Annotated in this window: 24 protein-coding genes; 11 read left to right on the top strand and 13 right to left on the bottom strand. The window is 72.2% G+C overall.

All coding sequences use genetic code 11. The features are described from left to right. Nucleotides 1-13: 13 nt before the first annotated feature. Both Aru02nite_RS30345 and Aru02nite_RS30340 read right to left on the bottom strand, forming a co-directional pair. Entirely contained in the window at nucleotides 14-1,324 is a 1,311-nt protein-coding gene (locus tag Aru02nite_RS30345) for an ABC1 kinase family protein (protein ID WP_203663436.1), read from the bottom strand. A gap of 37 nt (nucleotides 1,325-1,361) precedes the next feature. Beyond that, nucleotides 1,362-2,918 (bottom strand): FAD-dependent oxidoreductase, encoded by a 1,557-nt coding sequence (locus Aru02nite_RS30340; RefSeq protein ID WP_203663434.1) that lies wholly within the window; start codon nucleotides 2,916-2,918, stop codon nucleotides 1,362-1,364. Between the two features lie 114 nt (nucleotides 2,919-3,032). Between Aru02nite_RS30340 and Aru02nite_RS30335 the strand changes: the two genes are divergently transcribed. After that, nucleotides 3,033-3,515 (top strand): MarR family winged helix-turn-helix transcriptional regulator, encoded by a 483-nt coding sequence (locus tag Aru02nite_RS30335; RefSeq protein ID WP_203663432.1) that lies wholly within the window; start codon nucleotides 3,033-3,035, stop codon nucleotides 3,513-3,515. A gap of 2 nt (nucleotides 3,516-3,517) precedes the next feature. Here the strand turns inward: Aru02nite_RS30335 and Aru02nite_RS30330 are convergent, their stop codons facing one another. Then, nucleotides 3,518-4,561, bottom strand: a complete 1,044-nt coding sequence (locus tag Aru02nite_RS30330; protein WP_203663431.1) for a TOMM precursor leader peptide-binding protein — start codon at nucleotides 4,559-4,561, stop codon at nucleotides 3,518-3,520. A gap of 257 nt (nucleotides 4,562-4,818) precedes the next feature. Continuing rightward, nucleotides 4,819-4,971, bottom strand: a complete 153-nt coding sequence (locus tag Aru02nite_RS30325) for a DUF5679 domain-containing protein (RefSeq protein WP_203663430.1) — start codon at nucleotides 4,969-4,971, stop codon at nucleotides 4,819-4,821. A 577-nt stretch (nucleotides 4,972-5,548) separates the two neighbouring features. On the opposite strand from Aru02nite_RS30325, the gene Aru02nite_RS30320 reads away from it, so the two are divergent. Beyond that, entirely contained in the window at nucleotides 5,549-6,106 is a 558-nt protein-coding gene (locus tag Aru02nite_RS30320; RefSeq protein ID WP_203663429.1) for a M48 metallopeptidase family protein, read from the top strand. Beyond that, nucleotides 6,103-6,729 carry a hypothetical protein gene (locus Aru02nite_RS30315; RefSeq protein WP_203663428.1) on the top strand — a complete coding sequence of 209 codons (627 nt, stop codon included), beginning with the start codon at nucleotides 6,103-6,105 and terminating at the stop codon, nucleotides 6,727-6,729. Before Aru02nite_RS30320 ends, Aru02nite_RS30315 begins: the two co-directional genes overlap by 4 nt. Before the next feature lie 4 nt (nucleotides 6,730-6,733). Here Aru02nite_RS30315 and bcp read toward each other — a convergent pair whose 3' ends face one another. Genes bcp through Aru02nite_RS30300 form a run of 3 tightly spaced genes read right to left on the bottom strand, consistent with a single transcriptional unit; the run spans nucleotide 6,734 to nucleotide 8,528 of the window. Beyond that, nucleotides 6,734-7,210 carry a thioredoxin-dependent thiol peroxidase gene (bcp, locus tag Aru02nite_RS30310; RefSeq protein ID WP_203663427.1) on the bottom strand — a complete coding sequence of 159 codons (477 nt, stop codon included), beginning with the start codon at nucleotides 7,208-7,210 and terminating at the stop codon, nucleotides 6,734-6,736. A gap of 51 nt (nucleotides 7,211-7,261) precedes the next feature. Next, nucleotides 7,262-7,987: a DsbA family protein gene (locus Aru02nite_RS30305; protein ID WP_203663426.1), complete on the bottom strand. Its 726-nt coding sequence runs from the start codon at nucleotides 7,985-7,987 to the stop codon at nucleotides 7,262-7,264. After that, complete coding sequence (locus tag Aru02nite_RS30300; RefSeq protein WP_203663423.1) at nucleotides 7,980-8,528, bottom strand: MauE/DoxX family redox-associated membrane protein; 549 nt, start codon at nucleotides 8,526-8,528, stop codon at nucleotides 7,980-7,982. The genes Aru02nite_RS30305 and Aru02nite_RS30300 overlap by 8 nt, the downstream gene beginning before the upstream one ends. Nucleotides 8,529-8,795: 267 nt before the next feature. Between Aru02nite_RS30300 and Aru02nite_RS30295 the strand changes: the two genes are divergently transcribed. The 4 genes from Aru02nite_RS30295 to Aru02nite_RS30280 all read left to right on the top strand — a co-directional run bounded on the left by Aru02nite_RS30295 (nucleotide 8,796) and on the right by Aru02nite_RS30280 (nucleotide 13,937). Continuing rightward, entirely contained in the window at nucleotides 8,796-10,817 is a 2,022-nt protein-coding gene (locus Aru02nite_RS30295) for a copper resistance protein CopC (RefSeq protein WP_203663421.1), read from the top strand. A 31-nt stretch (nucleotides 10,818-10,848) separates the two neighbouring features. Beyond that, the gene (locus tag Aru02nite_RS30290; protein ID WP_203663419.1) at nucleotides 10,849-11,529 is read left to right on the top strand and encodes a YcnI family protein; all 681 of its coding nucleotides are present in this window, start codon (nucleotides 10,849-10,851) and stop codon (nucleotides 11,527-11,529) included. Between the two features lie 84 nt (nucleotides 11,530-11,613). Further along, nucleotides 11,614-13,497, top strand: a complete 1,884-nt coding sequence (locus Aru02nite_RS30285) for a glycoside hydrolase family 15 protein (protein WP_275408753.1) — start codon at nucleotides 11,614-11,616, stop codon at nucleotides 13,495-13,497. 134 nt (nucleotides 13,498-13,631) lie between these two features. Continuing rightward, nucleotides 13,632-13,937, top strand: coding sequence for a peptidoglycan-binding domain-containing protein (locus Aru02nite_RS30280; RefSeq protein ID WP_203663415.1), 306 nt, complete (start codon nucleotides 13,632-13,634; stop codon nucleotides 13,935-13,937). Nucleotides 13,938-14,385: 448 nt separating this feature from the next. Here the strand turns inward: Aru02nite_RS30280 and Aru02nite_RS30275 are convergent, their stop codons facing one another. Beyond that, nucleotides 14,386-15,492, bottom strand: a complete 1,107-nt coding sequence (locus tag Aru02nite_RS30275; protein WP_203663414.1) for a mandelate racemase/muconate lactonizing enzyme family protein — start codon at nucleotides 15,490-15,492, stop codon at nucleotides 14,386-14,388. Next, a complete protein-coding gene (locus Aru02nite_RS30270) occupies nucleotides 15,489-16,247 on the bottom strand; it encodes a creatininase family protein (protein ID WP_203663413.1) in 759 nt (252 codons plus the stop codon). Before Aru02nite_RS30270 ends, Aru02nite_RS30275 begins: the two co-directional genes overlap by 4 nt. Before the next feature lie 129 nt (nucleotides 16,248-16,376). On the opposite strand from Aru02nite_RS30270, the gene Aru02nite_RS30265 reads away from it, so the two are divergent. Next, a complete protein-coding gene (locus Aru02nite_RS30265) occupies nucleotides 16,377-17,537 on the top strand; it encodes an ROK family protein (RefSeq protein WP_203663412.1) in 1,161 nt (386 codons plus the stop codon). Between the two features lie 50 nt (nucleotides 17,538-17,587). On the opposite strand, the gene Aru02nite_RS30260 is transcribed toward Aru02nite_RS30265, so the two are convergent. The 4 genes from Aru02nite_RS30260 to Aru02nite_RS30245 all read right to left on the bottom strand — a co-directional run bounded on the left by Aru02nite_RS30260 (nucleotide 17,588) and on the right by Aru02nite_RS30245 (nucleotide 22,417). Beyond that, complete coding sequence (locus tag Aru02nite_RS30260; protein ID WP_203663411.1) at nucleotides 17,588-18,646, bottom strand: serine hydrolase domain-containing protein; 1,059 nt, start codon at nucleotides 18,644-18,646, stop codon at nucleotides 17,588-17,590. Nucleotides 18,647-18,649: 3 nt separating this feature from the next. Then, complete coding sequence (locus tag Aru02nite_RS30255; protein WP_203663410.1) at nucleotides 18,650-19,234, bottom strand: CGNR zinc finger domain-containing protein; 585 nt, start codon at nucleotides 19,232-19,234, stop codon at nucleotides 18,650-18,652. A gap of 69 nt (nucleotides 19,235-19,303) precedes the next feature. Beyond that, the gene (gene treZ, locus Aru02nite_RS30250; RefSeq protein ID WP_203663409.1) at nucleotides 19,304-21,046 is read right to left on the bottom strand and encodes a malto-oligosyltrehalose trehalohydrolase; all 1,743 of its coding nucleotides are present in this window, start codon (nucleotides 21,044-21,046) and stop codon (nucleotides 19,304-19,306) included. A 63-nt stretch (nucleotides 21,047-21,109) separates the two neighbouring features. Then, nucleotides 21,110-22,417 (bottom strand): ROK family transcriptional regulator, encoded by a 1,308-nt coding sequence (locus Aru02nite_RS30245; protein WP_203663408.1) that lies wholly within the window; start codon nucleotides 22,415-22,417, stop codon nucleotides 21,110-21,112. A 177-nt stretch (nucleotides 22,418-22,594) separates the two neighbouring features. Between Aru02nite_RS30245 and Aru02nite_RS30240 the strand changes: the two genes are divergently transcribed. From Aru02nite_RS30240 to Aru02nite_RS30230, 3 genes are read left to right on the top strand one after another with little or no spacing between them, the layout of a single operon-like run. Continuing rightward, a complete protein-coding gene (locus tag Aru02nite_RS30240; RefSeq protein ID WP_203663406.1) occupies nucleotides 22,595-23,956 on the top strand; it encodes an extracellular solute-binding protein in 1,362 nt (453 codons plus the stop codon). After that, a complete protein-coding gene (locus tag Aru02nite_RS30235; RefSeq protein ID WP_203663405.1) occupies nucleotides 23,953-24,885 on the top strand; it encodes a carbohydrate ABC transporter permease in 933 nt (310 codons plus the stop codon). Before Aru02nite_RS30240 ends, Aru02nite_RS30235 begins: the two co-directional genes overlap by 4 nt. Beyond that, nucleotides 24,885-25,787: a carbohydrate ABC transporter permease gene (locus Aru02nite_RS30230; protein ID WP_203663404.1), complete on the top strand. Its 903-nt coding sequence runs from the start codon at nucleotides 24,885-24,887 to the stop codon at nucleotides 25,785-25,787. The genes Aru02nite_RS30235 and Aru02nite_RS30230 overlap by 1 nt, the downstream gene beginning before the upstream one ends. Nucleotides 25,788-25,959 lie beyond the last annotated feature (172 nt).

Genomic DNA, 25,959 nt, shown 5'->3' with positions numbered 1-25,959 from the left:
GTGACCGGTGCGCTCAGTCGGCGAAGCCGGGGAGCCAGCGTTCGAGTACGCCGCGGTAGCCAGCCTTCGCGTTGAGCTGGCAGAGTACGCCGATCGAGCCGAGCGTCACCCGGTAGATCATCAGGTACGACGCCGGCAGGTTCAGCTTCTTGCCCAGCTGGTACGCGTCGCTGCGCGGGTTCGCGAGCCGGGTCGCCTCGCTGCGCAGCCACGAGCGGGTGAACCGGAACTCGTCCACGCCGATCGGTTCGAGTACCGGGAGCAGGTAGTCGAGGATCGCCTGGGCGTCGACGTCGACCGACCGCGGCACGAACCCCTCGTCGCGCAGCCCGGACAGTACGCCGTCGGCGTCGCCGGCCAGCGCGAGCCGGGTGAGGCGGCCGATCGGCTCGGGCAGGCCGTCGGGGAGCCGGGACACCGCGCCGAAGTCGATGACGCCGAGCCGGCCGTCGTCCAGGAGGCGGAAGTTGCCGGGGTGCGGGTCGGCGTGCAGCAGCCCGGCGCGCGCCGGCGCGGAGAAGTGCAGTGTCGCCATCCGCAGGCCGGCGAGGTCGCGCTGCTCCTCCGTACCGTTCGCGATGATCTCGGCGAGTGGCGTGCCGTCCAGCCACTCGGTGATCAGTACGCGCTCGGACCCGGAGTACACCTTGGGCACGAAGATCTCGTCGTCGTGCGCGAACGCCTTGGCCATCGCCTTCTGCGTGTCGGCTTCGAGCTTGTAGTCCAGCTCCTCGGTGACCCGCGCGCGCAGCTCGTTGACCAGCGGTTTCACGTCGAGCCCGGGTTGCAGCACGCGGAACAGGTTGGCGAGCCGGCCGAGCTGGTTGAGGTCGGAGATCAGCGCCGGCCCGGCCCCCGGGTACTGCACCTTGACCGCGACCTGCATCCCGTTGTGGTACACGGCGCGGTGCACCTGGCCGATGCTGGCCGCGGCGGTCGGCGTGTCGTCGAACTCGGCGAACCGCCGCTTCCACCGCGGCCCCAGGTCGTCGGCCAGCACCTTGTGCACGCTGGCGATCGGCATCGGCGGCGCCGCTTCCTGCAGCTTCGTCAACGCAGCCCGGTACGGCCCGGTCATGTGCTCGGGCAGTGCCGCCTCGAACACCGACAGCGCCTGCCCGAACTTCATCGCGCCGCCCTTGAGCTGCCCCAGCACGCTGAACAGCTGCTCGGCGGTGCGCTGCTGGATCTCGGCCGACACCAGGTCGGCAGCCGTCCCGGTGACGCGTTTGCCGAGTCCGAGCGCGGCCCGGCCGGCGAGCCCGAGCGGCAGGCTCGCCAGCTTCGCGGTACGGGACACGGCACGCCGCGGGATATCCGTCACCCGTGCATTGTCCCATCGGAGCCGGCAGACGCCGCGATCAGCGGTCCAGGATGGTGCGCAGCGCGCCGTCCAGCTCCGCCGCGTCCGCCGCCCCCGCCGTACGCCAGCCGATCACGCCGTCCGGCCGCACGAGCACCGCGCCACCGCCCTCCACCCCGTACGCCGGGGCGAAGCGGCCGTCCGGATCGGTGAGCCCGGCGCCGATCCGGTACGCGTCGAGCCGGATCCCCAGCCGCTCCGCCACCTTCGTCGCCGCCTCGTCCCAGCCCGGGTCGGCGGTGAGCAGCACGAACCCGTCGTACATGAGGTCGCGTGGGGACACCGGCGCGCCGTCGCGCAGCAGCGGCACGTGTGGTGCGCGCATGCCCGGCACCGCCGGCGTGACCTCCTGGAACCCGTACGTCTCGGCGCCGCCGACGATCGCGCCGCTGGCCATCCGGTACCCGAAGAGGCCGATGGTGGGGGTGGGCAACTCGGGCAGATCGTCCGGCGTCTGGTCGGGATGCATCCGCTCGAACAGGTTCGCGAACTGCCAGTCCGCGATGGTCTGCCCGTACGGCAGCTGCTCGGCGTCGTGGCTGGCCAGCAGCCCCGGGCCGGCCTCGCCGCGGACGACGGCGGCGAGCTTCCACGCCAGGTGCATGCCGTCGAGCATCGCGGTGTTGCCGCCCTGCCCGCCGGTCGGCGGCATCAGGTGCGCCGCGTCGCCGACCAGGTGTACGCGCCCGGCGGTGAGCCGGTCGGCGACCCGGTGCGCGACCTCCCACGTGTTGCTGCCGAGCACGGTGACGTCCAGGTCGGGCCGGCCGACCAGCGTGCGGATCGCCGCGACCGTCTCCTCCTCCGTACGCGTGGCGTCGTCGTTGATGCCCGCCACGTACTCACCCGGACGGTCGGTGGACACGAACGCGCCGGACTCGTTGGGCAGCGCCGGGTTCTGCACGTAGTACATGAGGACGGCGGTGTCGGGGACGATGTCGATCAGCTCCTCGGCCCGGAACAGCACCGTCGTGGTGTGCCCGAACGCGCCGCGTCCGTGCGTGCCGATCCCCGCCGCGCTGCCGACGCCGCCGCGGTTCCCGTCCGCGCCCACCAGGTACTCGGCGGTCAGCTCGTACCGCTCGTCGGTGGACACGTCGCGCAGCACCGCGCGGACCCCGTCGGCGTCCTGCTCGAAGGACTCCAACACGGTACTGAAGCGCAGGTCGGCACCCAGTTCGGTGGCGCGGGCGGCCATCGCCGCCTCGGCCGCCTGCTGGCTCGCCATCCCGCTCGGCATCGGCGACAGCGCCGCGAAGTCGGGGAACGCCTCGGAGTAGCTGTGCATGACGGTGCCGGTGACGGCGTCGCAGATGACGATGGTCATCTCGGGGCGGCCGGGTGGCGTCGCCGCGGTGATCGCGTCCGCGACCCCGACCCGCCGGAACGCCTCCATGATCGTCGGACTCTGCCCGCGTGCCTTCGGCTGGTTCGCGGTGCCGGGATGCCGGTCCACGACCACGGCCCGTACTCCGTGGTGGGCCAGGAACAGCGCGGTGGACAGGCCGGCCAGGCCCGCGCCGACGATCAGGACCGGTGTCTGTTCGGACTTCATGACGCACCTCGTTCGCTAGGATTGCTCGACGGGCGGGATATCTCGACGAGCAGGATGTCTCGATACATCGAAAGATAGAGGAGCGTCAGGGTGACGTCAAGCGATGCCTCCATGATGTCACAAGGGCGTCGGAAACAGCTCTACGCCGAGCTGAACGACGCCATGCGGGAGAGCGCGTCCCGGGCCGTGCTGATGCACCAGACGATCGCCGACCGGTTCGGCCTGAACTCGACCGATCTGAAGACCCTCGACCTCGCCCGCGACGAGCAGGTACTCACCGCCGGCAGGCTGGCCACCCTCACCGGCATGAGCACCTCCGCCATCACCGCCGTACTCGACCGGCTGGAGCGGCGCGGCCTGGTCGAGCGTCGCCGTGACCCCGCCGACCGGCGCAAGGTCGTCATCGTGGCCACCGGTACGCACGTCGAACGCGCGCAGCGGATCTTCGCCGGGCTCGGCGCCGAGGTCGAACGCGTGCTCGACGAGTACGACGAGGACCGGCTCGCGGCGTTCGTCTCGATCATCCGGCGGCTGAACGAGGTGAGTCGCGAGTACACCGAGCGCCTGAGCGACGAGGCGGAGAGTGACGCCGGCTGACGTCACCGGCGGCGGCGGTCGAGGCAGTCGCAGCGCGGATGCACCGGCCAGGCCCGTCGGCGGATCATGCCCGGCGGGCTGATCTCCAGCGCGCCGTCGAGTACCGCCGGCTCGTCGCCGTCCAGCTCCGCCAGGGCCTGCGCCGCTGCCGTGGCCACCGCCAGCGCGGCCAGGCTCGCCTCGACCGGCTCGGCGGGCGGCTCGGGCATCGTGGCGAGCTGGGCGGCGAGCACCGGCCAGCTCGGGTCGCGGTCCTGCCGGGCCATCTCCACGCAGTGCAGACAACTCGTACGGCCCGGGCGGACGAGCGGGCCGACGACGATCGAGCCGTCCCGTACCCAGACGGTGAGGTGCCGGACGCGGCGCAGGACCGGCCCGTACAGCCCGGCGGGGACGGGGCGGGGGCGGCCGAGCAGGACCACCAGGTCGGCGTCCGGGCCGTCGATGGTGCGGGTGTCGGTGTCGGGTGCCGCGCGCAGGATCGCGTCGCACACCGCCCGCCGGTACGGCCGGCGCGTGTCGTCGGGCAGCACGCCGCCCACTGCGGGATCGGTACCGACGACGGTGCCCGCCCCGGTCGGGTGCACGTGGCCGACGCCGGAGGCGGCGAGCAGGGCGCCGAGCGGGGCGGCCATCCGGCTCCGCCCGACGAGCAGCACCCGGGCCCGCTGGCGGCGGCCGAGCACCCGGGCGGGACTGACCTGGTCGGGCAGTCGCAGCGCGAGGGCCGCGGCCTCCGGCTCCAGGCGTCGCCGGGTGCCCGGGGTGAGCTGGCGGGGGAGCAGCGAGCTGGCGTCCCGGACGAGACCGCGGGCGGTGAGCATGTGCAGCAGCCGGGTCACGTCGGTCTCGGCGAGGCCGAGCTGCGACGCCTCCCGCCGTACGACAGCCTCGGAACGGGTGCCGTCGAACAGGTTGAGCACCTTGGCCAGCGCCGGCCGGTCGCCCCGGACCACGACGGCGTTGTCCGGGTTCACCCCGACCTGCACGGTGCTCCGGTCGCGTTGCAGTCGGGGTACGCCGGGCAGCAGCAGCGGTCGTTTCATGCGGACCACGATGGGTCACGTACGCCCGGATCCGACCGGGTTATCCACAGCGCTCTGCCGTCGAGATCGACTTGTCCACAGCCGGCGTGGCATTTGCCCGGAGAAGTACGGCAGGGTGGTCGTGGTTCGGACAGTACGACGCGAGGCCCCGAACCGCCGTCGGGCCTGCTGACGACGGCTCGGGGCCTCGCGTTGGGCGGCGGTGGTGACCGTCGCCCGACAAGCGGAACGCGGGTCATGGGTCGACCCGCGATGGATCAGGCCTTGCCCAGGATCCGGTTCATCTTGGTGCCGCAGACCGGGCACGGGCCCTTGGCCATCCGGCGACCGGAGTCACTGACCGAGACCTCGCCCTGGAAGTCCCGCTTCTCCTTGCACTTCACGCAGTAGCCGTTGTACGTGTCGGCCACGGTCCCCTCCTCGTGTTCGCCCGGTACTGCCGGATCGCAGCGCCGGTCCGCGCGGACCCTACCCAGCCTTGGCCTGCTCCCGGCCGCGCCGACCAGCGCGTGTGAGCAATCCGACGGTGGGATCCGGCCGTGGGCGCCGGTCGGCGTCCCGGCGGCCGGGCGGGCCGCACAACCTTGTACTCACTGAGTGTTCGTAAACGACGACTAAGAGTACGTCCTGGCATCGGACCGGTCGCGACCGGACGTACCCCTGGCGTCATCGTGTCGCGGATCGACCGGTCGGCCGGGGCCGAGCGTCGCTCGCCGACGAGACTGCGCCGCAGCTCAACCCCCTTGAGCGCAGTCCGAGATCCCGGACCTGGCGATGCACCCGCCACCTTCCCCGAGCGCCGGGAACGAGCGCCGGCCCGGGATCTCGTCGCACACGACGCTAAGCGGGCCGGTCGGCCAGGTCAACGTGGCGCGCGCGAGTAAATACGGAAATCGGTACGACAACAGGTCGATACCGTACGGTGGCCGGCCTGTCGCCGGGCGTCGTCGGTGGTCGAGGGTGGCGAACGGCCGATAGCGTGCGATCGTGAGCGAGCGCAGCGCGGGGGACAACGTCGAGGTGCGGCGCAGCGCGCGCCGGCGCAGCACCGTCTCGGCGTACCGGGACGGCGACCGGGTCGTGGTGCTCATCCCGGCCCGCTTCTCCGCCGCCGAGGAGGACGAGTGGGTCGGCCGCATGGTGGAGCGCCTGCGGCGACGTGAGCGGCGCGCACCGCGCAGCGACGGCCAGCTCCTCGACCGCGCCGGCACCCTCGCCCGGCGGTACCTGCCGGATCATCCCGCGACCGCCGTCCCGGCGAGCGTGCGCTGGGTCGGCAACCAGAACGGACGCTGGGGTTCCTGCACGCCCGCCGACCGGACCATCCGCCTCTCCACCCGGCTGAGCGGAATGCCCGACTGGGTGGTGGACTACGTGCTGCTGCACGAGTTGTGTCACCTCGTCGTACCGGGGCACGGTGCCGACTTCTGGGCGCTCGTGTCGCGTTACCCGCGGACCGAGCGGGCCCGGGGGTACCTGGAGGGTGTGTCCGCGGCGGCCGGCCTGTCGCTGAGCGAGGACGACGACGAGGAGGTGGCGGGATGACCGCGCGGTGCGCCGTCGTCCTGTTGTCGCCCCCCGGTTGGGCGCCGCCGGGCGTACCGGTGGACGGGTGGCGGCGGGCGCTCGCCGAGGACGTGGTGGACCTGCTCGCCGGCCTGGAGCTGGTCGACGTGGCGATCGCCGCGACCGCCGCCGACATGCCGCTCGCCGAGGCGATCCGCTGGCCCGCCATGCCCGTGTACGAGGTGGCCCGCGCGCGCCCGCTCGACGCGCTCACCGCCGCCGGCGCCGCCGGGTACGAGCAGGCCGCGGTGCTGCCGGCGGACGTGCCGGACCTGCCCGCGCTGCTGGTCGGCAAGCTGTTCCGGCCGTTGACGACGCGGTGGGTGGCGGCGGCGCCGGTGCTGCCGGCGCGTACCGGGCTGGTGGGGTTGGCGACGCGGCTGCCCGTACCGGAGTGGCTGGTCGCCGCCGACCCCGACCTGGACCGTACGGACCAGGCCGGGTTGCGGGCCGCCGGCCGTACCGTGGCGGGGTCGGCGCCGCACGGGGACGTCGCGGCGAGCCCCGGCTGGCACCGGCTGCGCGGCCCGGACGACCTGGCCCGCCTCGACGAACACCTGGAGGGCTGGGACAACACCCGGACCCTGCTGTCCGTCGGCTGATGTTTCAGTCGAGGCCGAGGTCCCGGCGCAGCTTGGCGACGTGGCCGGTGGCCCGCACGTTGTACTGCGCGAGTTCGATCCGACCGTCCGGGTCGATGACGAAGGTGGAGCGGATGACGCCCTGCACGACCCGCCCGTAGTTCTTCTTCTCGCCGAACGCGCCGTACGCGGTGAGCACGGCCTTGTCGGGGTCGGAGACGAGCGGGAAGGTCAGCCCGTCGCGCTCGCGGAACTTCGCCAGCTTGGCCGGCGCGTCCGGCGAGATGCCCACCACCTCGTACCCGGCGGCGTGCAGGGAGTCCAGCGAGTCGCGGAAGTCGCACGCCTGCGTGGTGCAGCCGGGCGTCATCGCCGCGGGGTACGCGTACAGGACGACCTTGCGGCCGCGCAGGTCGGCCAGGCTCAGCGTCTCGCCGGTGTCGGTGGTCAGGGAGAACTCCGGCGCAGCGTCGCCGGGTGCCAGTCGTACGGGTTCGCTCATGGCTCGCAACGATAGGCCCTGGGTGCCGCGCCCGACCGGTGGACGTACCGGTCAGGCGGCGGCGTTGATCGCGTTGGCGAGCGCGGTCGCGGACGGGTCGACCTGCTTGTCGTTCACGAAGACGGACGGGGTGGACTGCACGCCCTTCCCGCTCGCCTGGTTCGACACGTGCGACACCCAGTCCCGGTACTTCTGCGACGTCACGCACGTCGCGAACGACGCGTCGGTGATGCCGGCGGCCTTGCCCGCGGCGACGATCTGCGCGTTCGTCAGGCCGGACGACTTCTCCTTCGGCTGCCTGCCGAAGAGCGCGTTGGTGAAGTCGGGCAGCTTGCCGGCGTCGGCGGCGCAGCCGGCCGCGGCGGCCGACCGGGTGGAGTACCGGGTGCCGGCGGAGGCGCTGTCCAGGTAGTCGAGCGGGTGGTACACGAGGGTGATCTTCTGGGTACTGACGAAGCTGGTGAGCACGCTGGACGCCAGCGACTCGAACTCCTTGCAGTTCGGGCACATGTAGTCGAAGTAGACGTCGACGCGGACGGGGCCCTGGCCGAGGCGCAGGCCCGGGTCGTCGCGGGTCGCGGTGTCGGGCACCGCGTACGCGGCGGAGTCCCGGGCGTCGCGCTGGGTCAGGACGATCGCGCCGGTGACGCCGCCGGCGACGAGGACGACCACGGCGGCGAGTACGGAGGTCCAGATCATCCGGCGGCGCCGGCGCTCGGCGGCGAGCTGGGCGCGGACGGCCTGTTGCGCCCGCCGCTGGTTCTTGCGACTACTCATCGTCGTCGTCGAGGTGCGCCGGGATCGCCGGGAACAGGACGGCGTCCAGCGAGAAGCGCGACCGCGGCCACAGAAACACCAGCAGTGCGAGGACGACGAAGCCGACGTCGCGCAGGATGTCCCAGCCGTACATGGTGTTCTGGTTGGCGGCGAGCGCGCCGCCGTTGCCGAAGCAGCCGCAGTCGATGCGCAGTCCGCGCGCCCAGACCGAGATGATGCCGCCGATGTAGATCAGGAAGATGACGCCGGAGATCGCGGCCATCACCCGGACGGCGAGGCCGACGAGCAGCGCCACACCGAGCAGTACCTCGATGATGGGTTGGGCGGAGCCGATCACGACGGCCAGCCCGTACGGAAAGAGCTGGTAGGCGGTGACGGCGCGGACCGACTCGCTCAGGTCGGTGATCTTGGATGCGCCGAAGACGATCCAGATCGCGGCGAGCGCGATCCGCAGCACCAGCGCGACCCAACTGCCCGGCTCGGTGCGGTCGAAGCGCGTCCAGTACGCGAAGGATCGCGGCGTCGGCTGGTCGAGTGTCATCGTGGCCGTCCCGGTCTCTCGTGTGTGCGTCCAAAGTGCCATGGCCGCGCGGGCACCGTCGACCGGCGCGGGTCCGGTCCGCGCGACCCGTGACCGTATTGTTCCAATGGGTACACGGGTGGTCGCGGGCGCCTCCGCGGTACGCGACCGTGACGCACCCCACGCCCGGAACTTCCACCGCACCGCGGACGACTATCCCGGCATGGGAGTGACGCGCGGGACGGAGCGCGGCTTGCGTCGTGCGCGGCCGGCGGCTTCGGTGGTGACATGCTGAAGCGGATCCTGGCGGTACTGGCCGCGGCGCTGTTCGCGCTGCTCGCCACCGTCGTACCGGCGGTGCCGGCGAGCGCGCACGCGGTGCTGTTGCGTACCGACCCCGGCAGCGGGGCGATCGTGCAGGAGACGCCGGCACGCGTCACCCTGACCTTCAACGAACCGGTACAGATGGTGTCGCGGGACATCGGGGTGGTCGCCCCGACCGGTGCCAAGGTCGGCGGCACGCCGCGACTCGCCGACGGCGGCACGTCGCTGCGCATCCCGCTGTCGCCCGGACTGCCCAAGGGCACCTTCCTCGTCACGTACCGGGTGATCTCGGCGGACAGTCACCCCGTCGCGGGCGGCTTCTCGTTCTCGATCGGCGCGCCGTCGGCGACCGCGCCCGCCGCGTCCGGCGGTACCGGCGCCGCGGAGAACCCTGTGGTCGCGGTGGCCATGCCGGTCTCCCGCTACCTCGGGTACGCGGGGCTGACGTTGCTCGTCGGTCCGGTACTCGTGCTGCTGGTGCTGTGGCCGCGGCGGCTGTCCCGGCGCGGGCCGGCGCGGCTGATCGCACTGGGCGGCGCGCTCGTGGCGCTCGGCACGCTCGCCGAGTTCTACCTGGAGGTGCCGTACTCGACGGGCGGTTCGCTGCTCGACGTCGGCTACCACGACCTCGTCGAGGTGATGAACTCCCGGTTCGGCTGGGCGCACCTGCTCCGCCTCGTACTCCTGGCCGCGGCGGTGCCGCTGCTCGCCATCGTCGGCGCCGAGCGGCGCAACGAACTGAGCCGCGTGGAGAAGGCCGTCCTCGCCGTGCTCGCCGTCGTCGGCCTCGGCACCTGGGGGTACGGCGGGCATCCGAGCACGTCACCGGCCCCGTGGGCGACCGTACTGTCCGATGCGGTGCACCTGGGAGCGATGGCGGTGTGGATCGGCGGGCTGATCATGGTCGTCGCGTTCCTGCTGCCGCGCGGCCGGCCCCGCGAACTCGCCGCCGTGCTGCCGGTCTGGTCGCGCTGGGCGACGATCGCCGTCACCGTCCTCGCGGTCGCCGGCATCGTGCAGGCGTGCCTCCAGCTCGGTACGCCCGCCGCGCTCGTGGACACCACGTACGGGCGGCTGATCATCGTGAAGGTCGTCGCGTTCGCGGTCGTCCTCGCCGTCGCCTCGTACTCGCGCGCCGCCGTCCGCCGGTACGCGCTGCCCGAACCGGCGCCCGCCCCCGTACGGCCCGCCGACAGCGACGCCTCGCCGTACGCCGACGGGGTCTGGGACGAGGTGTACGGCGACGCCGACCGGGCCGTACCGGTCGCGGACCCCGCCCGTACCGTCGCCACCTCCGCCGCCGGGGAGCCGCCGGACGCCGACGCGCCCGGCCCCGACGAGCCGGCCTCGCGCGCGGCGTCGCCGGACGGCTCCGGCGCCGAACCGTCCGCGGGGCAGGACGGCGCGGAATCCCGTGACAGCGCCGAATCCCGCGATCCGGCCGGGTCCGGCAGCGCCGCCGAACCCGAGGGCACCGACGCATCCGACGGCGCGGCGAAGGACCCGGCAGGGCCGGCCGAGGACGTGCGGGTGCGGCGCGGGCTGCGGCGGCTGATCCTGGTCGAGGTACTGGTCCTGGCCGCGGTACTCGGCGTGACGGCGGTACTGGTGCAGACGACGCCGGCGCGGTCGGCCCGTACGGTGGCGAGCCAGCAGCAGGCCCTGCCGTACTCGGCGACCCTGAACAGTTCGCTGTTCAGCCTGCAGGTGCAGCTCGACCCGGCGCGTACCGGGCGCAACACGCTGCACGCCATCGCGTACGACCGGACGGACGGTCGGGCGGTGAAGGTCCTGGAGTGGCAGGTGACGGCGAGCCTGCCGGGCGGGGGCATCGGCCCGGTGACGATCCCGGTCAAGGCGATCACCGACAACCACGCCATCGCGGACGTCGCGCTGCCGAAGGCCGGGAACTGGAAGTTCTCTTTCACCGCAAGGGTTTCCGAGATCGACGAGGCGACCGTCACCGCGACGGTGCCGGTCAAGTAAGTCCACAGTGGACTGTCCAGAGAGGACGACGATGAGAGCCAAGGTGGTTCTGGCGGTACTCGCCGGTGCGGTGGGAGCGCTCGCGCTCGCGCTGCCCGCCGCCGCGCACGTCACGGTGAACCCGTCGACGGCGGAGCCGGGCAGCTACACCCGCGTCGCGTTCCGGGTGCCGACCGAGAGCGACACCGCCAGTACCACGAAGGTCGAGGTGTTCCTGCCGACGGACAAGCCGGTGCCGTCGGTGTCGGTGCAGCCGGTGCCCGGCTGGACGGTCGACGTGCACCGGGCGAAGCTGGCGAAGCCGCTGAAGACCGACGACGGCACGGTGTCCGAGGCGGTCGACAGGATCACCTGGACGGCGGGCGCCGACGAGGGGGTCAAACCCGGACAGTTCCAGGAGTTCCCGGTGAGTCTGGGGCCGCTGCCGAAGTCCGGTTCACTGACGTTCAAGGCGCTCCAGACGTACTCGGACCACTCGGTGGTGCGGTGGATCCAGGTGGCGTCCGGCGGCACCGAGCCCGACCACCCCGCCCCCGTACTGTCGATCGGCGCGTCGGCGGCACCGACCGCGGTGGCGACGGCGACCACGCGGGCGTCCTCGTCCGGCGGTTCCGGCGCGGCGCTGACGCTCGGCGTGGCCGGCCTCGTCGCCGGCCTGCTCGGCCTCGCACTCGGCGGTCTCGCGTTCGCCCGCACCCGTACCCGGTCCTGACCGGCCCCGGGGTACCCGCGCCCGGCGCGCGGGTACCCGGTGGGTGATCGGCGCTTGGGGCGGCCGGCCCGGCGCGGAGCGGGTATGAATGGGGTCATGCCACTGCCCATCGAGCGGTACGCGCTGATCGGGGACACCCACTCGGCGGCGCTGGTCGGGACGGACGGGTCGATCGACTGGCTGTGCCTGCCGCGGTTCGACTCGCCGGGTGTGTTCAACGCGCTGCTCGGCGGCCCCGACGACGGCCACTGGCAGCTGTGCCCGGCCGGCGAGGTCAGCGAGGTGCGCCGGCGGTACCGGGACGAGACCCTGGTACTGGAGACGGACTTCGTCACCCCGACCGGTCAGGTCCGGGTCGTCGACTTCATGCCCGTCCGGGACCGCCGGGCCGACATCCTGCGTACGGTCGAGGGCATCGACGGCGTGGTCGACATGCGGATGGAATGGGTCATCCGGTTCGACTACGGCGAGATCCTGCCGTGGGTGCAGCGCCGGACCGACGCCGAGGGCCGCGAGACGATCACCGCGATCGGCGGCCCGGACGCGGTGCTGCTGCGCGGCGACGTACTGCCCGAGCACCCGCCGTCGGACGAGCACGAGATGCGGCACGTCGCGCACTTCCAGGTCCGGCCCGGCGAGCGCTACCAGTTCTCGATGACCTGGTACCCGTCGTCCCAGCACACGCTGCCGACCTGCCACGACACCGACGAGCAGCTGCCCCGGACCGAGCGGTACTGGCGGGCCTGGGCGCGCCGCTGCACCTACCGCGGGCCGTACCGGGCGCAGGTGGTGCGGTCGCTGCTGACGCTCAAGGCCCTGACGTACGACCCGACCGGCGGGATCGTCGCCGCGCCGACCACGTCGCTGCCCGAGCAGCTCGGCGGCGAACGCAACTGGGACTACCGGTACTGCTGGCTCCGGGACGCGTCGCTGACGCTGCGGTCGCTACTGGACGCGGGGTTCAAGGACGAGGCGAAGGCGTGGCGGTCCTGGCTGTTGCGGTCGGTCGCCGGCGACCCCGAGGACCTCCAGATCCTGTACGGCGTGGCCGGTGAGCGGCGGCTGCGCGAGTGGACGGTCGACACGCTGCCGGGGTACCAGGGGGCGGCGCCGGTCCGGGTCGGCAACGACGCCTCGACGCAGCTCCAGATGGACGTGTACGGCGAGGTGCTGGACGCGCTGCACGAGGCGCGCCGGGACGGTGTCGAGGAGGACGGCTTCTCCTGGCCGTTGCAGCGGGCGCTCGCGGCGAACCTGGTGCGCGCCTGGGACCAGCCCGACAACGGCATCTGGGAGGTACGCGGGGCGTTGCGCCCGTTCACGCACTCCCGGGTGATGGTGTGGCTGGCGTTCGACCGGCTGGTCCGCGCGGTCGAGGAGTACGGGATGGACGGCGGGGACGAGGTCGACCGCTGGCGCGAGCTGCGCGACGCCGTACACGAGGAGGTGTGCACGCACGCCTGGAGCGAGAAGCTCGGCGCCTTCACGCAGTACTACGGCGGCGAGACGCTCGACGCGGCGGTCCTGCTGATGCAGCACGTCGGGTTCCTGCCACCGGACGACGAGCGGATCCTCGGCACGATCGACGCGATCGACCGCGAACTGCGCGACGGCCCCTTCGTCCGGCGGTACTCGACGGAGCCGATCCACGACGGCGACACCACCCTGGACGGCCTGCCGCCGGGCGAGGGCGCGTTCCTGATGTGCAGCTTCTGGCTGGTCCGGGCGTACGCGATGGCGGGGCGGACGGCGCAGGCGACCGAGCTGTTCGACGAGCTGCTCGGCCTGTGCAACGACGTCGGCCTGCTGTCCGAGGAGTACGACACGGGCCAGAACCGGATGCTCGGCAACTTCCCGCAGGCGTTCAGCCATCTGGCGCTGGTGAGCGCGGCGTACGCGCTGGGTGCGGCGCCGGCGCGGGGACGCGTCCGGGAGCAGCGCGACGGCCCCGGGTACGGCGCCCCCTAGCAGACCAGTCCCTGACTGTTCTCGGGGTTCCCTCAGCCTCCGGTGGTACCGATGGCGGTGGCGGTTCCAGCCCGCAGGGCGATGCGGGGGCGGGCGGCCACCGGGCACGCTGGGTGCATCGGGAGGGGGCGACGATGAGCGCGATGGGAAACGTACGCCGGCTGGTCGTGGCGGTGGCCGGGGCGATGGTGGACGGTGCCGCGGCCGAGGTACCGCCGGTGGAGCCGGGCCTGGCGCAGGAACTGCTGGTGGACGCCGGACTGCTGCGGCCGGGTCAGGTCACCGGCCGGTTCGATCTGGTCACCGCGACCGCGGTACGCCGCTTCCAGGCGGGTGCCGGGCTGGTGTCCGACGGCGTGGTGGGCCCGCGTACGGCGCAGGCGTTGAGTCGCGCCGCGGCCGACCGCCGTCAGCTCCGCGCGCTCGGCCTGGCCGCCTGACGCCGGAGTACGGTGCGGCGCAACGGTTCCCGGCGGGGTATGGAGTCGCACCACCGTTCCGGCGGCGACGCGGGTCGAGGGAGCTGTTGTGGCGCAACGGTTCCGTAGAAGGCCGGGAGCCCCTGACGCCATGCGCCAGAGGCCTCCGGTTCATGAGGTCCCCCCAGGACCTCGCGGCGATCCCCCCGTGGTCGGGCCGAACCCCCCGCCGGTCCGCCAACCGATCGCCGTTGGTGCGTTACCACCAGGGACACGTGCCGATGATGATGAGTCCGATGCCCACGCCGATGCCGATCAACATCGCAGTACCCTCCCCGCGGGTTCGCCGAGCTGTTCGACGAACACTTACGGCAACCAGGACGCTACAGCAGGTCATTGGATCGGCGTGGGTCGATGGCGAAACATCACCCTGAATCCCGTTGTCGACCGACATTCCGCCGCACGCGGGTCAGGCGTCGCTGGCGTACCGGCGGAGCTTGTCCTCGTCGACGGTCACGCCGAGCCCGGGCCCCGTCGGTACGGCGAGGGCGGCGTCGGTCAGGCGCAGCGGCTCGGTGACGATGTCGTCGGCGTGCAGGTAGTACATGCTGTCGATGGCGTATCGCAGGGCGGGCGTGCTGGCGGCCAGCGCGAGGTGCGCCGCGGTCGAGATGCCCAGCTCGCCGCCGGAGTGCAGGTTCATGCCGAGGCCGAACGTGTCGCAGTGCGCGGCCAGCGCCTTGTTCGCCGCGATGCCGCCCCACTTGAACACGTCACCGTGGATCACGTCGACCGCGCCCGCCCGTACGGCCGGGGCGAACTCCTCGAAGCGCACCACGCACATGTTGGTACACAAGGGAATCCGCAGTCGGGAGCGCACCGTGGCCATGCCCTCGATGCCCACGCACGGATCCTCCAGGTACTCCAGGTCCAGCTCCTCCAGCGCGCGGCCGACCCGCAGCGTGTCGGGTACCGGCCAGGCGGCGTTCGGGTCGATGCGCAGGCGTACGTCGGGCAGCGCGGCGCGGATCGCCCGCAGGACGGCCACGTCACCGTCCACATCGGACGTACCCTTGACCTTGACGGCGGTGAAACCGTTGTCCCGTACGACATCCGCGGTGTGCGCGGCGAGCGCCGCCGGCAGGTCCGTGGCCGGGACCGGGCCCGCGTCGGCGCGGGTGATCAGCGCGGTGAGCGGCACCCGGTCCCGCACCAGCCCGCCGATCAGCTCGTACACGGGGCGGTTGGTGGCCTTGCCGATCGCGTCCCAGCAGGCGACGTCGATGCCGGCCTTCGCCGCGTACCCCAGATAGCCGTGGAAGAACGGCAGCATCGTGGTGTCCGCGTGGAACCGTTCCAACTCGAACGGGCTGCGCCCGATCAGTTGCGGCGCAAGGCTTCGCACGATCGCGGCGACCGGCGCGCCCCACATCGTCTCGCCCCACCCGTCGACACCCTCGTCGGTACGCAGCCGTACGACGGTGCGGGTGTTGCCGGTCTTCGTCTCGAACGAGGAGGTGAACGGGTTGGCGAGCGGTACGGTGACCACCCAGACGTCCACGCCGACGATCCTCATGCGGTGGTGCCCTCCGTCCGGAACTCCGTCGTCGCCGCGTCGAACGCGACGATCGCGCCCGCGAGCGCGGATGCCCGGCGGGACAACAGATCCCGGCCCGTGTCCGGGTCCGCGTCGGTCGCCGGGTCGGTGAGGCCACCGACCCGCGCCCACTCGCCGTGCTTCTCCACGACCAGCCCCGGCCACGGCGGCCGGTCGAACACCGGCGGGTCGCCGACCGGCACGGATCGCCGCTCCCGCACCAGATCCGGCCGGTACGCCAGCATCAGCGACGTCTCGAACCAGCCCGCGTGCCCGGGCACCCGGGTCGCCGCGTCCGGTGCACCGAGCGCCCAGTACGACGCGGCGGCGACCGCGACCGGGTGCTCCAGTGCGGTCTGCTTCACCGCCAGCCGCATGATCTCGTCGTTGCCGCCGTGCCCGTTCACGATCATCAGCCGGCGGAACCCGGTCACCACAAGGGATCGGAGCAGATCCGTGAGTACCGGGAGGAGGGTGGTGGGGCGCAGGGACATCGCGGCCGAGAACAGGTGGTGCTCGGACGATCCGTACGGCAGGGTGGGGGTGCGGACGATCGGCACGTCGGCGGGCACCTCGTCGAGCGCCGCGGTGAGCACGGCGCCGACGAGCATCGCGTCGGTGCCCATCGGCAGGTGCTCGGCGTGCTGCTCGGTCGCGCCGATCGGCAGCACGGCGATCGCTTGTGGCGCAACCGATCGCGCCTCGGTGCGGGTCAGGTCGGCCAGGGCGGCCACCGGGGTTCCCCCTCTCGCGGGCGCGGGCGGTCGGAAGCGGTCGCGTCGCGCACTCGGCGGTCCGGCGCGGGGTGTCGCCGGGCGCCGGTCGTATGCTAGAAGTTACTACAAACACCGGGGGAGGGGAAGATGAGTGGTCCGACGCTCATCTCGCCGGCCAGTCTGGGCGTGGTGAACCGGATGCGCGTGCTGGCGGCCCTGCACGCCAGCGGCCCGCAGAGCCGCGCCGAGCTGGCGCGCACGTTCGGGGTGTCCCGCGCGACCGTCGGTACGATCCTGCAACCGTTGCTGGACAGCGGAGTCCTCGTCGAGGCCGAACCCGCGGTGGCCAGTCGCGGCGGCAAACCGCCCCGACCCGTGTGGTTCTCCGCGTCCGCCCGGTCGATCGGCGCCGTCGAGATCCTGCCCGGTCGGGTGATCGCCGCACTCGTCTCCCTCACCGGCGAGGTACGCCGGCGCGCCGAACGCCCGTTTCCGTTGCGTACCAAGGCGGTCGACGGGTTCCGCGACGCGGTACGGGAGAGCTGCGCGGAGGCGTTCGGTGCGGTGGGGGTGATCGGGGTCGGCGTGGCCGGCGCCGGCCTGGTCGAACCGGACGACGGTCGCATCGTCGAGTGGCACGCGGCGCCCTCGCTCGCCGGGTTCCCCGTCGCCGAGGCGATCCACGCCGTCACCGACGCCCCCGTGTACCTGGAGCATCACGCGCGCGTGCAGGCGCTCGGCGACCGCTGGTTCGGTGCCGGGCGCGGGCTCGACACGTTCGCGTCCGCGACGACCGGGGAGAGCGTCGGCGTCGGCATCGTCCACCGCGGCGAGGTACTCAGCGCGCCCGGCGCGGCCAGCGGCGCCCACATCACCGTCGTGGCCGGCGGCGACCGCTGCGACTGCGGCCGGCGCGGCTGCTGGAAGACCATCGCCACCACGGCCTGGCTGCGCCACCGCGCCGCCGAGCTGGGCCTGCCCAACGCCCGGCGCGTCACCCTCGCCCGGCTGGTCGCCAGCACCGAACCGGCCGCCGCGACGCTGGCCGACGAGTACGCGCGGAATCTGGCGGTCGGGCTCGGCACCGTCCAGCAGCTCCTCGCGCCCGGCGTGTTCATCGTGCACGGCGAGGCGGTGACCGGCGGGCGGCGCTTCCTCGACCGCCTCACCCGGTACGTCCGCGCCGGGTCGCCGCAGCGCCGCGGCGAGCACCGCCCCACCGTCGTCGCGGCCGACCCCGGCCAGGACACCGCCCTGCTCGGCTGCGCCGGCCTCGTACTCTCCCGCGGGCTCGCCGCCCTGCGCTGAGTCGCGCGGCCGGGAACCGTTGCCAGCACAGGCAATGCGGCGGTCGGGCGCTATCCCGGGTGGATGGCGGCCATGGTGTGGAAGCGGGCGCGCAGCCGGTCGAAGCCCGGCGTGTCCCGGCTGGGATGGACGCGGTTGGTGAGCAGCACCGCGTACCGGCCGAGGGTGGGGTCGATCCAGAGGCTGGTGCCGGTGAACCCGGTGTGCCCGTACGAGTCGGCGGTGAACAGGTCGCCGGCGGGCGATCCGTGCGCGTCGCGGCACTGCCAGCCGAGGCCGCGCCGCATGGTCAGCCCGTCGGTGTGGCTCGCGCCCGCGACCGCCACCGTACGCGGGGACAGCAGCCGGCCGCGGTCGCCGGAACCGTTGCGCAGCAAGGCGATCCCGAGCCGTTCGAGGTCGGTGTGCGGGCCGAACAGCCCGGCGTGGCCGGCGACACCGCCGAGCACCTCGGCGTTCTCGTCGTGCACGCTGCCCTGCACGACGTGCCCGCGCCACGGGCAGTCCTCCGTCGCCGCGCACCGTTCCCGGTCCGCTGCCGGTGGTACGAAGCCGGTGTCGGTCATCGCCGCCGGACCGGTCACCGTCGCCGCGACGAGGTCGGCGAGCCCGAGCCCGGACGCCGCCTCCGCCACCAGCCCCAGCACGACGAACCCCGCCGAGCTGTACTCCACGGCCGTGCCCGGCGGCGTCCGCAGCGGCAGCGCCCGTACGGCGGCGAGGAGGTCGGGGCGGGTGCGGTGCAGCCGGTACAGCGGCTGGCGGCCCGGCAGCCCGGACGTGTGGGTGAGCAGCCGGCCGACGGTGACCCCGGCGTGCTCGCCGCCCGCGTACTCCGGCAGGTGGTCGCCGACCGGGTCGTCGAGGCCGAGCGCGCCGCGTTCGAGCAGGGCCAGTACGGCCAGCGCCACCAGCGGTTTCGTGACCGACGCGAGGTCCCACCGGGTGTCCGCGGTGACCGGCGGCCCGTCCCACGCCAGCGTGCCGAGCGTGCCCCGGTCGAGCGGGCCGTCCGCGGTGCCCACCGACCACGCGGCCCCCGAGTACAGCCGGGCGGTGCGGCCGGCGGCGAGCAGCGCCGCGAGCCCGTCGTACCCCGTGGTGTGCATCCGTCAGCCCGCGGTCGCCAGCCGGCCGCGGTGCCGCGCCACCCGCTGCCGGTTGCCGCACGCGGTACTCGCGCACCAGCGCCGGCGCCGGCCGCGCGAGGTGTCCAGGTACACCAGGTCGCAGGTGTCGCCCTCGCACTCGCGCAGCAGCGCGCGGTCCGGTCCGGCGAGCAGGTCGATCGCGTCGCGGGCCAGCGCGGAGCAGATCGCGGCGACGCGCGGCGGGCCGGCGAGGCGCCGGGTGAGGGTGCCGTCCCGGTCGCGGCGCAGCCGGACGGCGGGCGGGGCGACCGCGGCGATCCGGTTGAGGCGGAACAGATCCGCCGGCTCCGCGCCGTCGGCCAGCTCGGCGTGGACGACGCGGTGCAGCAGCTCCCGCAGCGCCACGAACTCGACCAGCCAGGCACCGTCCACCACGGCGACCTGGTCGTCGGGTACGAGGCCGGTGGTGGCCAGCCACTCGCGCAGCCGGCCGGCGTCGCCGAGCCGGTCGATCGGGCGGGACGACAACCGTTCGCGGACGGTGCCCACCAGGTCGAGGCTCGTCCGTCCCGCGTCGAATCGAAGATGGTAAGCAGCCTCGCCCATGCGGTCCATCTTCCCGCATTCGGGCCCCTGTCGACCAACCAGGTTGATCTTGGAACCGGCGCGTCCCCGCTAGCCTGCGGGAACGCAGGCCACCACCGCCGCGGATTCAGCCGGGAGGGTGATCTCCCGGCGCGCGAACACGAACCCGGGCTCCGTCGCCAGCGGTACGTCCAGCGGAACGCCGCCGACCGCGAGCGTGCGGCGGACCGGCGCGAGGTTCACCACCACCCGGTACCGTCCACGGTGGACGGTCAGCCAGTCCTGACCGCCGTCGACACGTACCCGGTCGAGCCGGGGGTCGGCAAGCTCGGGCCGCGACCGGCGCAGCGCGATCAGCTTGCGGTAGAAGCGAAGGATCTCCGCATGGGCCGGTTTGTCCAACTCGGACCAGTCCAAAATGGACCGTTCGTACGTGCTCGGGTCCTGCGGGTCCGGTACGTCGCCGGGCGGCCAGCCGTGCGCCGCGAACTCCGCGCGCCGCCCCGCCGCCACCGCCGCACCCAGCTCCGACTCCGGATGGCTGGTGAAGAACTGCCACGGCGTACCGGCGGCCCACTCCTCGCCCATGAACAGCATCGGCGTGAACGGCGAGGTCAGGATCAGCATCGCGCCGACCTTGCACAGTCCGGGCGACAGCGTCGCCGAGATGCGGTCCCCGGTGGCGCGGTTGCCGACCTGGTCGTGGTCCTGAAGGAACGCCACGAACCGGTACCCCGGGACCTGCCGGCGGTCGACCGGCCGCCCGTGGTGCCGCCGCCGGAACGTCGAGTACGTGCCGTCGTGGAAGAACGCCCTGGTCAACACCTTCGCCAGGCCCTCGGTCGAGCCGAAGTCCGCGTAGTAGCCCTGGCGTTCGCCGGTCAGCAGCGCGTGCACGCTGTGGTGCACGTCGTCGTCCCACTGCGCCGTCAGCCCGTACCCGCCGGCGGCGCGCGGGGTGACCAGGCGCGGATCGTTCAGGTCCGACTCGGCGATCAGCGACAGCGGGCGGCCCAGCCGGCTCGCCAGCGCGTCCACCTCGACCGACAGTTCCTCCAGCAGGTGCGTGGCGCGGGTGTCGGCCAGCGCGTGCACGGCGTCCAGCCGCAGCGCGTCGACGTGGTAGTCGCGCAGCCACATCAGCGCGTTGTCGATGATGTAGCGCCGCACCGGGTCGGAGTCCGGCCCGTCCAGGTTGACCAGGTCGCCCCACGTGTTGCGGCCCTGCTTCAGGTACGGCCCGAACCGCGGCAGGTAGTTGCCCGACGGGCCGAGATGGTTGTACACCACGTCGAGTACGACGCCGATGCCGCGGCCGTGGCACGCGTCGACGAACCGCTTCAGCCCGTCCGGCCCGCCGTACGGCTCGTGCACCGCGTACCAGCCGACCCCGTCGTACCCCCAGTTGTGGGTGCCGTTGACGGCGTTGACCGGCAGGATCTCGACCAGGTCGACGCCGAGCGCGACCAGGTGGTCCAGCCGCTCGACCGCCGCGTCGAACGTGGCGCCCGGCGTGAACGTGCCGACGTGCATCTCGTACAGGACGCTGCCGGGCAGCGCGCGCCCCGTCCAGCCGTCGTCGGTCCACCGGAACGCGGCCTGGTCGTACACCCGGGACGGCCCGTGCACCCCGTACGGCTGGCGGCGGGAACGCGGGTCGGGCAGCGCCTCGGTGTCGTCGTCCAGCAGGTACGCGTAGTCGGAGCCGGGCTCGACGTCGCCCACCTCGGTACGCCACCAGCCGTCCGGCCGCGCGGACAGCTCGTGCACTCCCGGGCCGAGCCGCAGCCGTACCCGCTCCGCCGCCGGTGCCCACACCTCGAACGCCGTCACCGCGACATCATCCCATGATCACGCGCCGTCGACGCCAGACTCGGCGACCCGGTCGGACCGCGGTCAGGACTCGGCGAGCAGCATCCGCCAACCCGGCGCGTACGTCCCGTGCAGGACCAGGGAGGCGGCGCCGACCGCACCGGCGTCCAGCCCCACCAGGCTCGGCTCGATCGCGACGGTACGCACCCGGCGGGCGATGGCGTGCCCGTTGACCTGCCGGTCGATCTCGGCGATGACCAGGTCGGTGACGCCGCGCAGGGCGTCGCCGCCGAGTACGATCCGGCTGACGTCGAGCAGGTTCACCGCGGTCAGCGCGGCCTGGCCGATCCGCCGGGCGGCGAGCGCGACGGTGTCCCGCGCGGCCGGGTCGCCGTCGCGCGCGGCGCGGCAGAGCGTGCCGTGGTCGACGCGTACCCGGAGCGGGTCGAGGCTCAGCCCGAGCCGTTCGGCCGCGCGCTTCCCGTGTCGTTCCACCAGATCGGCGACCAGCGCGGCGGGGGAGCAGTGCGCCTCCAGGCAGCCGCGCGCACCGCACCGGCACGGCGCCCCGTCCGGTACGACGACCGTGTGCCCGAACTCGCCGGCGTTCCCGGTGTCGCCGCGCAGGACGCGGTCCCAGTACACGATGCCGGCGCCGATGCCGGTGCCCAGGTACAGGAAGAGGAAGCTGCCGGCGCGGTCGGCGCCGCCGGCCCAGCGTTCGCCGACGGCGGCGGCGGTCGCGTCGTTGTCGACGACGGTGGGCAGGCCGGTGGCGGCGCCGACCGCGTCGCGCAGCGCGACCTCGTGCCAGCCGGCCAGGTTGGGCGGCTCGACCACCAGCCCGTGCCGGGTGTCCAGCGGCCCCGGTACGGCCACGCCGAGTCCGAGTACCCGCCGCCGCGCGATGCCCGACGCGGCCACGACCCGGTCCACCGCCCGCGTCACCGCCGGTACGAGCCGGTCCGGGTCGGCGGCGGCGGGCAGCCGGCGGCGGTGCCGGGTGACGACCCGGCCGGACAGGTCCACGAGCGCGGTGACGGCCATGTCGGGGTCGAGGTGCACGCCGACGGAGAAGTACGCGTCGGGCCGGATGGTGAGCAGGGTGCGCCGCTTGCCGCCGCGGGACGGGGCGCGCCCGGTCTCCGCGACAAGGCCGGCGGACAGCAGCCGGCGGACGATGTTCGACACGGTCTGCGTGGTGAGGCCGGTCTGCCCGGCCAGTTCGACCCGGCTGACGCCGTCGGCCTGCCGGATGGCGTCCAGGACGACGGCCTGGTTGTACCCGCCGACCCGGGGCAGGTTGGTGCCGCTGCGCTTCTGCGCGGCTGCCTCGGGTAACGCCAGTGACCGGCCCGGTGTACCGGGGGCATCTCGTTGCCGGGAAGTCATTGACTTAGTTAATCCAATGGTTTTACTTTCGTGCAACACAGATGGCTTGACCGATGGAGGTACGCGAAGGCGTGGCGCGACTGGGGACGCCCATGCCGTCGGCGACCTCCTTGTGCGACACGTTGAGCGGACCGGTCCACCTCCCAGCCGGATCCCGGCCGCTCGGGAAGGACCATCATGCGGTTCCGATCGATCGCGGCCCTCTCTCTGGCCGGGGCCATGCTCGTGCCGTTGGCGGCATGCAGCTCGTCCGGTGAGTCGAAGAACGAGATCAAGATCGCGTACCAGCGGGCGACCGACAACAACAGCCGGGTCATGGACAACTTCCTGACCGGCGTCAAGAAGGAGTTCGAGAAGGCCAACCCCGGCAAGAAGGTCACGCTCGTTCCCATCCAGGCGACCGAGAACGACTACTACACCAAGCTCGACCTGATGATGAAGTCGCCGCGGACCGCGCCCGACCTCGCGTACGAGGACACGTTCCTCATCAACTCCGACATCAAGGCCGGGTTCCTGCAGCCGATCGACTCCCGGGTCAAGTCCTGGGACCAGTGGCCGCAGTTCCAGGACAGCGCGAAGAAGGCCGTCAGCGGCCTCGACGGCAAGGTGTACGGCGTGCCGGACGGCACCGACACCCGCGGCATCTGGTACGACAAGCGGGTCTTCGCCAAGGCCGGCCTGCCGGCGAACTGGCAGCCGAAGTCGTGGGACGACCTGCTCGCCGCGGCCCGCGCCATCAAGAAGAAGGCGCCCGGTGTGACGCCGATGAGCATCTACACCGGCAAGGCCAACGGTGAAGCGGCGTCCATGCAGGGCTTCGAGATGCTGCTGTACGGCACGGACGACCAGCTCTACAACCCGCAGCAGAAGAAGTGGGTCACGGGCAGCAAGGGCTTCCAGGACTCGATGTCGTTCCTGAAGACCATCTACTCCACCGGTCTCGCGCCCAAGCCGTCGCAGGCGCTCGACGCCAACATCGGCACGAACATCGCCACGGACTGGTTCCCGAACCAGAAGATCGGGTTCAGCATCGACGGTTCGTGGCTGGCGAGTACCTGGCTGAAGACCGGCGCGAAGCCGTGGGCCGACTGGTCGAAGAACATCGGCTGGACCGCGATGCCCACGCAGCACGGCCAGGCTCCCGGCAAGACGAGCATGTCCGGCGGGTGGAGCTGGGCGATCACCCGGCAGGCCAAGAACCCGGACCTGGCGTGGAAGTTCATCACCGCCATGCAGACCGAGAAGAACGCCGCCAAGTACGACAACTCGGCGCAGAACCTGACCGTACGCAAGGACGTCGCGGCCGACCCGTCGTACCTGGCCGCCGCGCCGACGGTCAAGTTCTTCACCGACCTGGTGGCCTCGACGCACTACCGGCCCGCGTACGCGGAGTACCCGAAGGTGTCGACGGTGATCCAGGAGCAGATGGAGGCCGTGACGACCGGTAGCTCGTCGCCGACCCAGGCGACCGCGGCGTACGACAAGGCCGTGTCCGACATCGTCGGTGGCAAGACGACCAAGGAATCCGGCACGAAATGACGGCGAGCACAACAGCCGCACGTCCCGGCGCGGCACCGGAGGTGTCCGGTGCCGCCCGGGTTCCGTTGCGGAGCAGGACTTTCCTCCGTGGACTGCCGTTGCTGCCGGCGGTGGTGCTGCTGCTGGTGTTCCTCGCCGGCCCGATCGTCTACTGCGTCTACTACGCGTTCACCGACATGCAGCTCACCGGGCAGACGACCACGCACTTCGTGGGCCTGGCGAACTTCCGCAAGGCGTTCGGTGACGACCGGTTCTACAACGCGATCCTGCAGACCCTGGTGTTCACCGTACTGTCCGCGATCGTCGGGCAGAACATCCTCGGTCTCGTCATCGCGATGCTGTTCCGGTTGGCCACCAAGGCGGTGCGGTCCATCGTCGGTGCGCTCGTGGTCGCGGCGTGGGTGGTCCCCGAGATCGTCGCGGGCTATCTGCTGTACGCGTTCTTCCGGGACGAGGGTTCGCTGAACGAGATCCTCGCCTTCCTCCATCTGCCGCAACAGAACTGGCTCTACACGATGCCGATCCTGGCCGTGTCGCTGGCCAACGTCTGGCGCGGCACCGCGTTCTCCATGCTGGTGTACTCGGCGGCCCTGTCCGAGGTGCCGCAGGAGCTGACCGAGGCCGCGGCGATGGACGGAGCCGGTCTGTGGCAACGGTTCTGGCACGTCACGCTGCCGACGATCCGCCGGTCCGTGGCCACGAACCTGATGCTCATCACGTTGCAGACGCTGTCGGTCTTCGGGCTCATCTTCGCGATGACCAAGGGCGGCCCGAGCAACAAGAGCACCACGCTGCCGATCTACACGTACCAGACGGCGTTGCAGAGCTACGAGATCGGGTACGGCACGGCCATGGCCCTGGTACTGCTGGTCATCGGTGCCCTGTTCTCGCTGGTGTACCTGCGGGCGCTGCGACCGGAGGCGGACTGATGGCCATCACGCAAGCCGAACTGCCGACGTCCGGCGCGGGAACCGTTGCGGGCACACGGAAGGGGCCGTCGCGCCGGTCGGTCCACGCCGCCGGCAAGGTCGCCGCCAACCTGGTACTCGTGGTGATCGGCCTCGCGTTCCTCGTACCGCTGCTGTGGGTGGTGACCACCTCGGTGGCGGAGGGGCAGACCCTGCGGGTGCAGTGGCCGGAGCACTTCACCGGCGCCAACTTCGCGAACGTCGCCACCACCGACATCCTGTTCCGGCCGTTGCTCAACGGCCTGATCCTGTGCGGTGGCGGCACTCTGGTCACCGTCGTCGTCGCGATCCTCGCCGCGTACCCGTTGTCGCGGTACAAGTCGCGGCTGAAGCGGCCGTTCCTGCTGACGATCCTGTTCACCACCGGGCTGCCGATCACCGCGATCATGATCCCGGTGTACGCGATGTTCACGCAGCTCAACCTGATCGACCAGATGTGGTCGGCGACGGTGTTCATGGGGTCGACGGCGCTGCCGTTCGGGATCTGGCTGATGAAGAACTTCATGGACGGCGTACCGGTGGAGCTGGAGGAGGTGGCCTGGACCGACGGCGCGAGTTCGATGGCGACGTTGCGGCGGATCGTGCTGCCGCTGATGTGGCCGGGCGTGATCGTCGTGACGATCTTCACCTTCATCGGCATGTGGGGCAACTTCTTCGTGCCGTTCATCCTGCTGATCGACCCGAACCAGTTGCCGGCCTCGGTCAGCATCTTCACGTTCTTCGACCCGCAGCACGGCGGCGTGCAGTACGGCCAGCTGGCCGCGTTCTCGATCTTCTACTGCATCCCCGTCGCGGTGCTCTACCTGGTGATGTCGCGCCGGCTGTCCGGCTCGTTCGCGCTGGGCGGTGCACTCAAGGGCTGAACCGTCACATCGGTACTGCGGCGCGGTTTCCCGGTTGTTTCGGGGCCGCGCCGCTGTCCGTTGTGCAGGAGAAGACGGCATGCAAACCGGTCTGTAGGCATTGGTCCTGGCGGGCTGGTGTCATGGCGCGAACCCGCCATTTCGGCGCCTTGATCACTTACAGATTGCTTCG

It is taken from the genome of Actinocatenispora rupis (assembly GCF_016861975.1).
Lineage (GTDB): Bacteria > Actinomycetota > Actinomycetes > Mycobacteriales > Micromonosporaceae > Actinocatenispora > Actinocatenispora rupis.
Note: the sequence above shows the minus strand (reverse complement) of the source record. Positions and strands in the feature narration are given on the sequence as shown.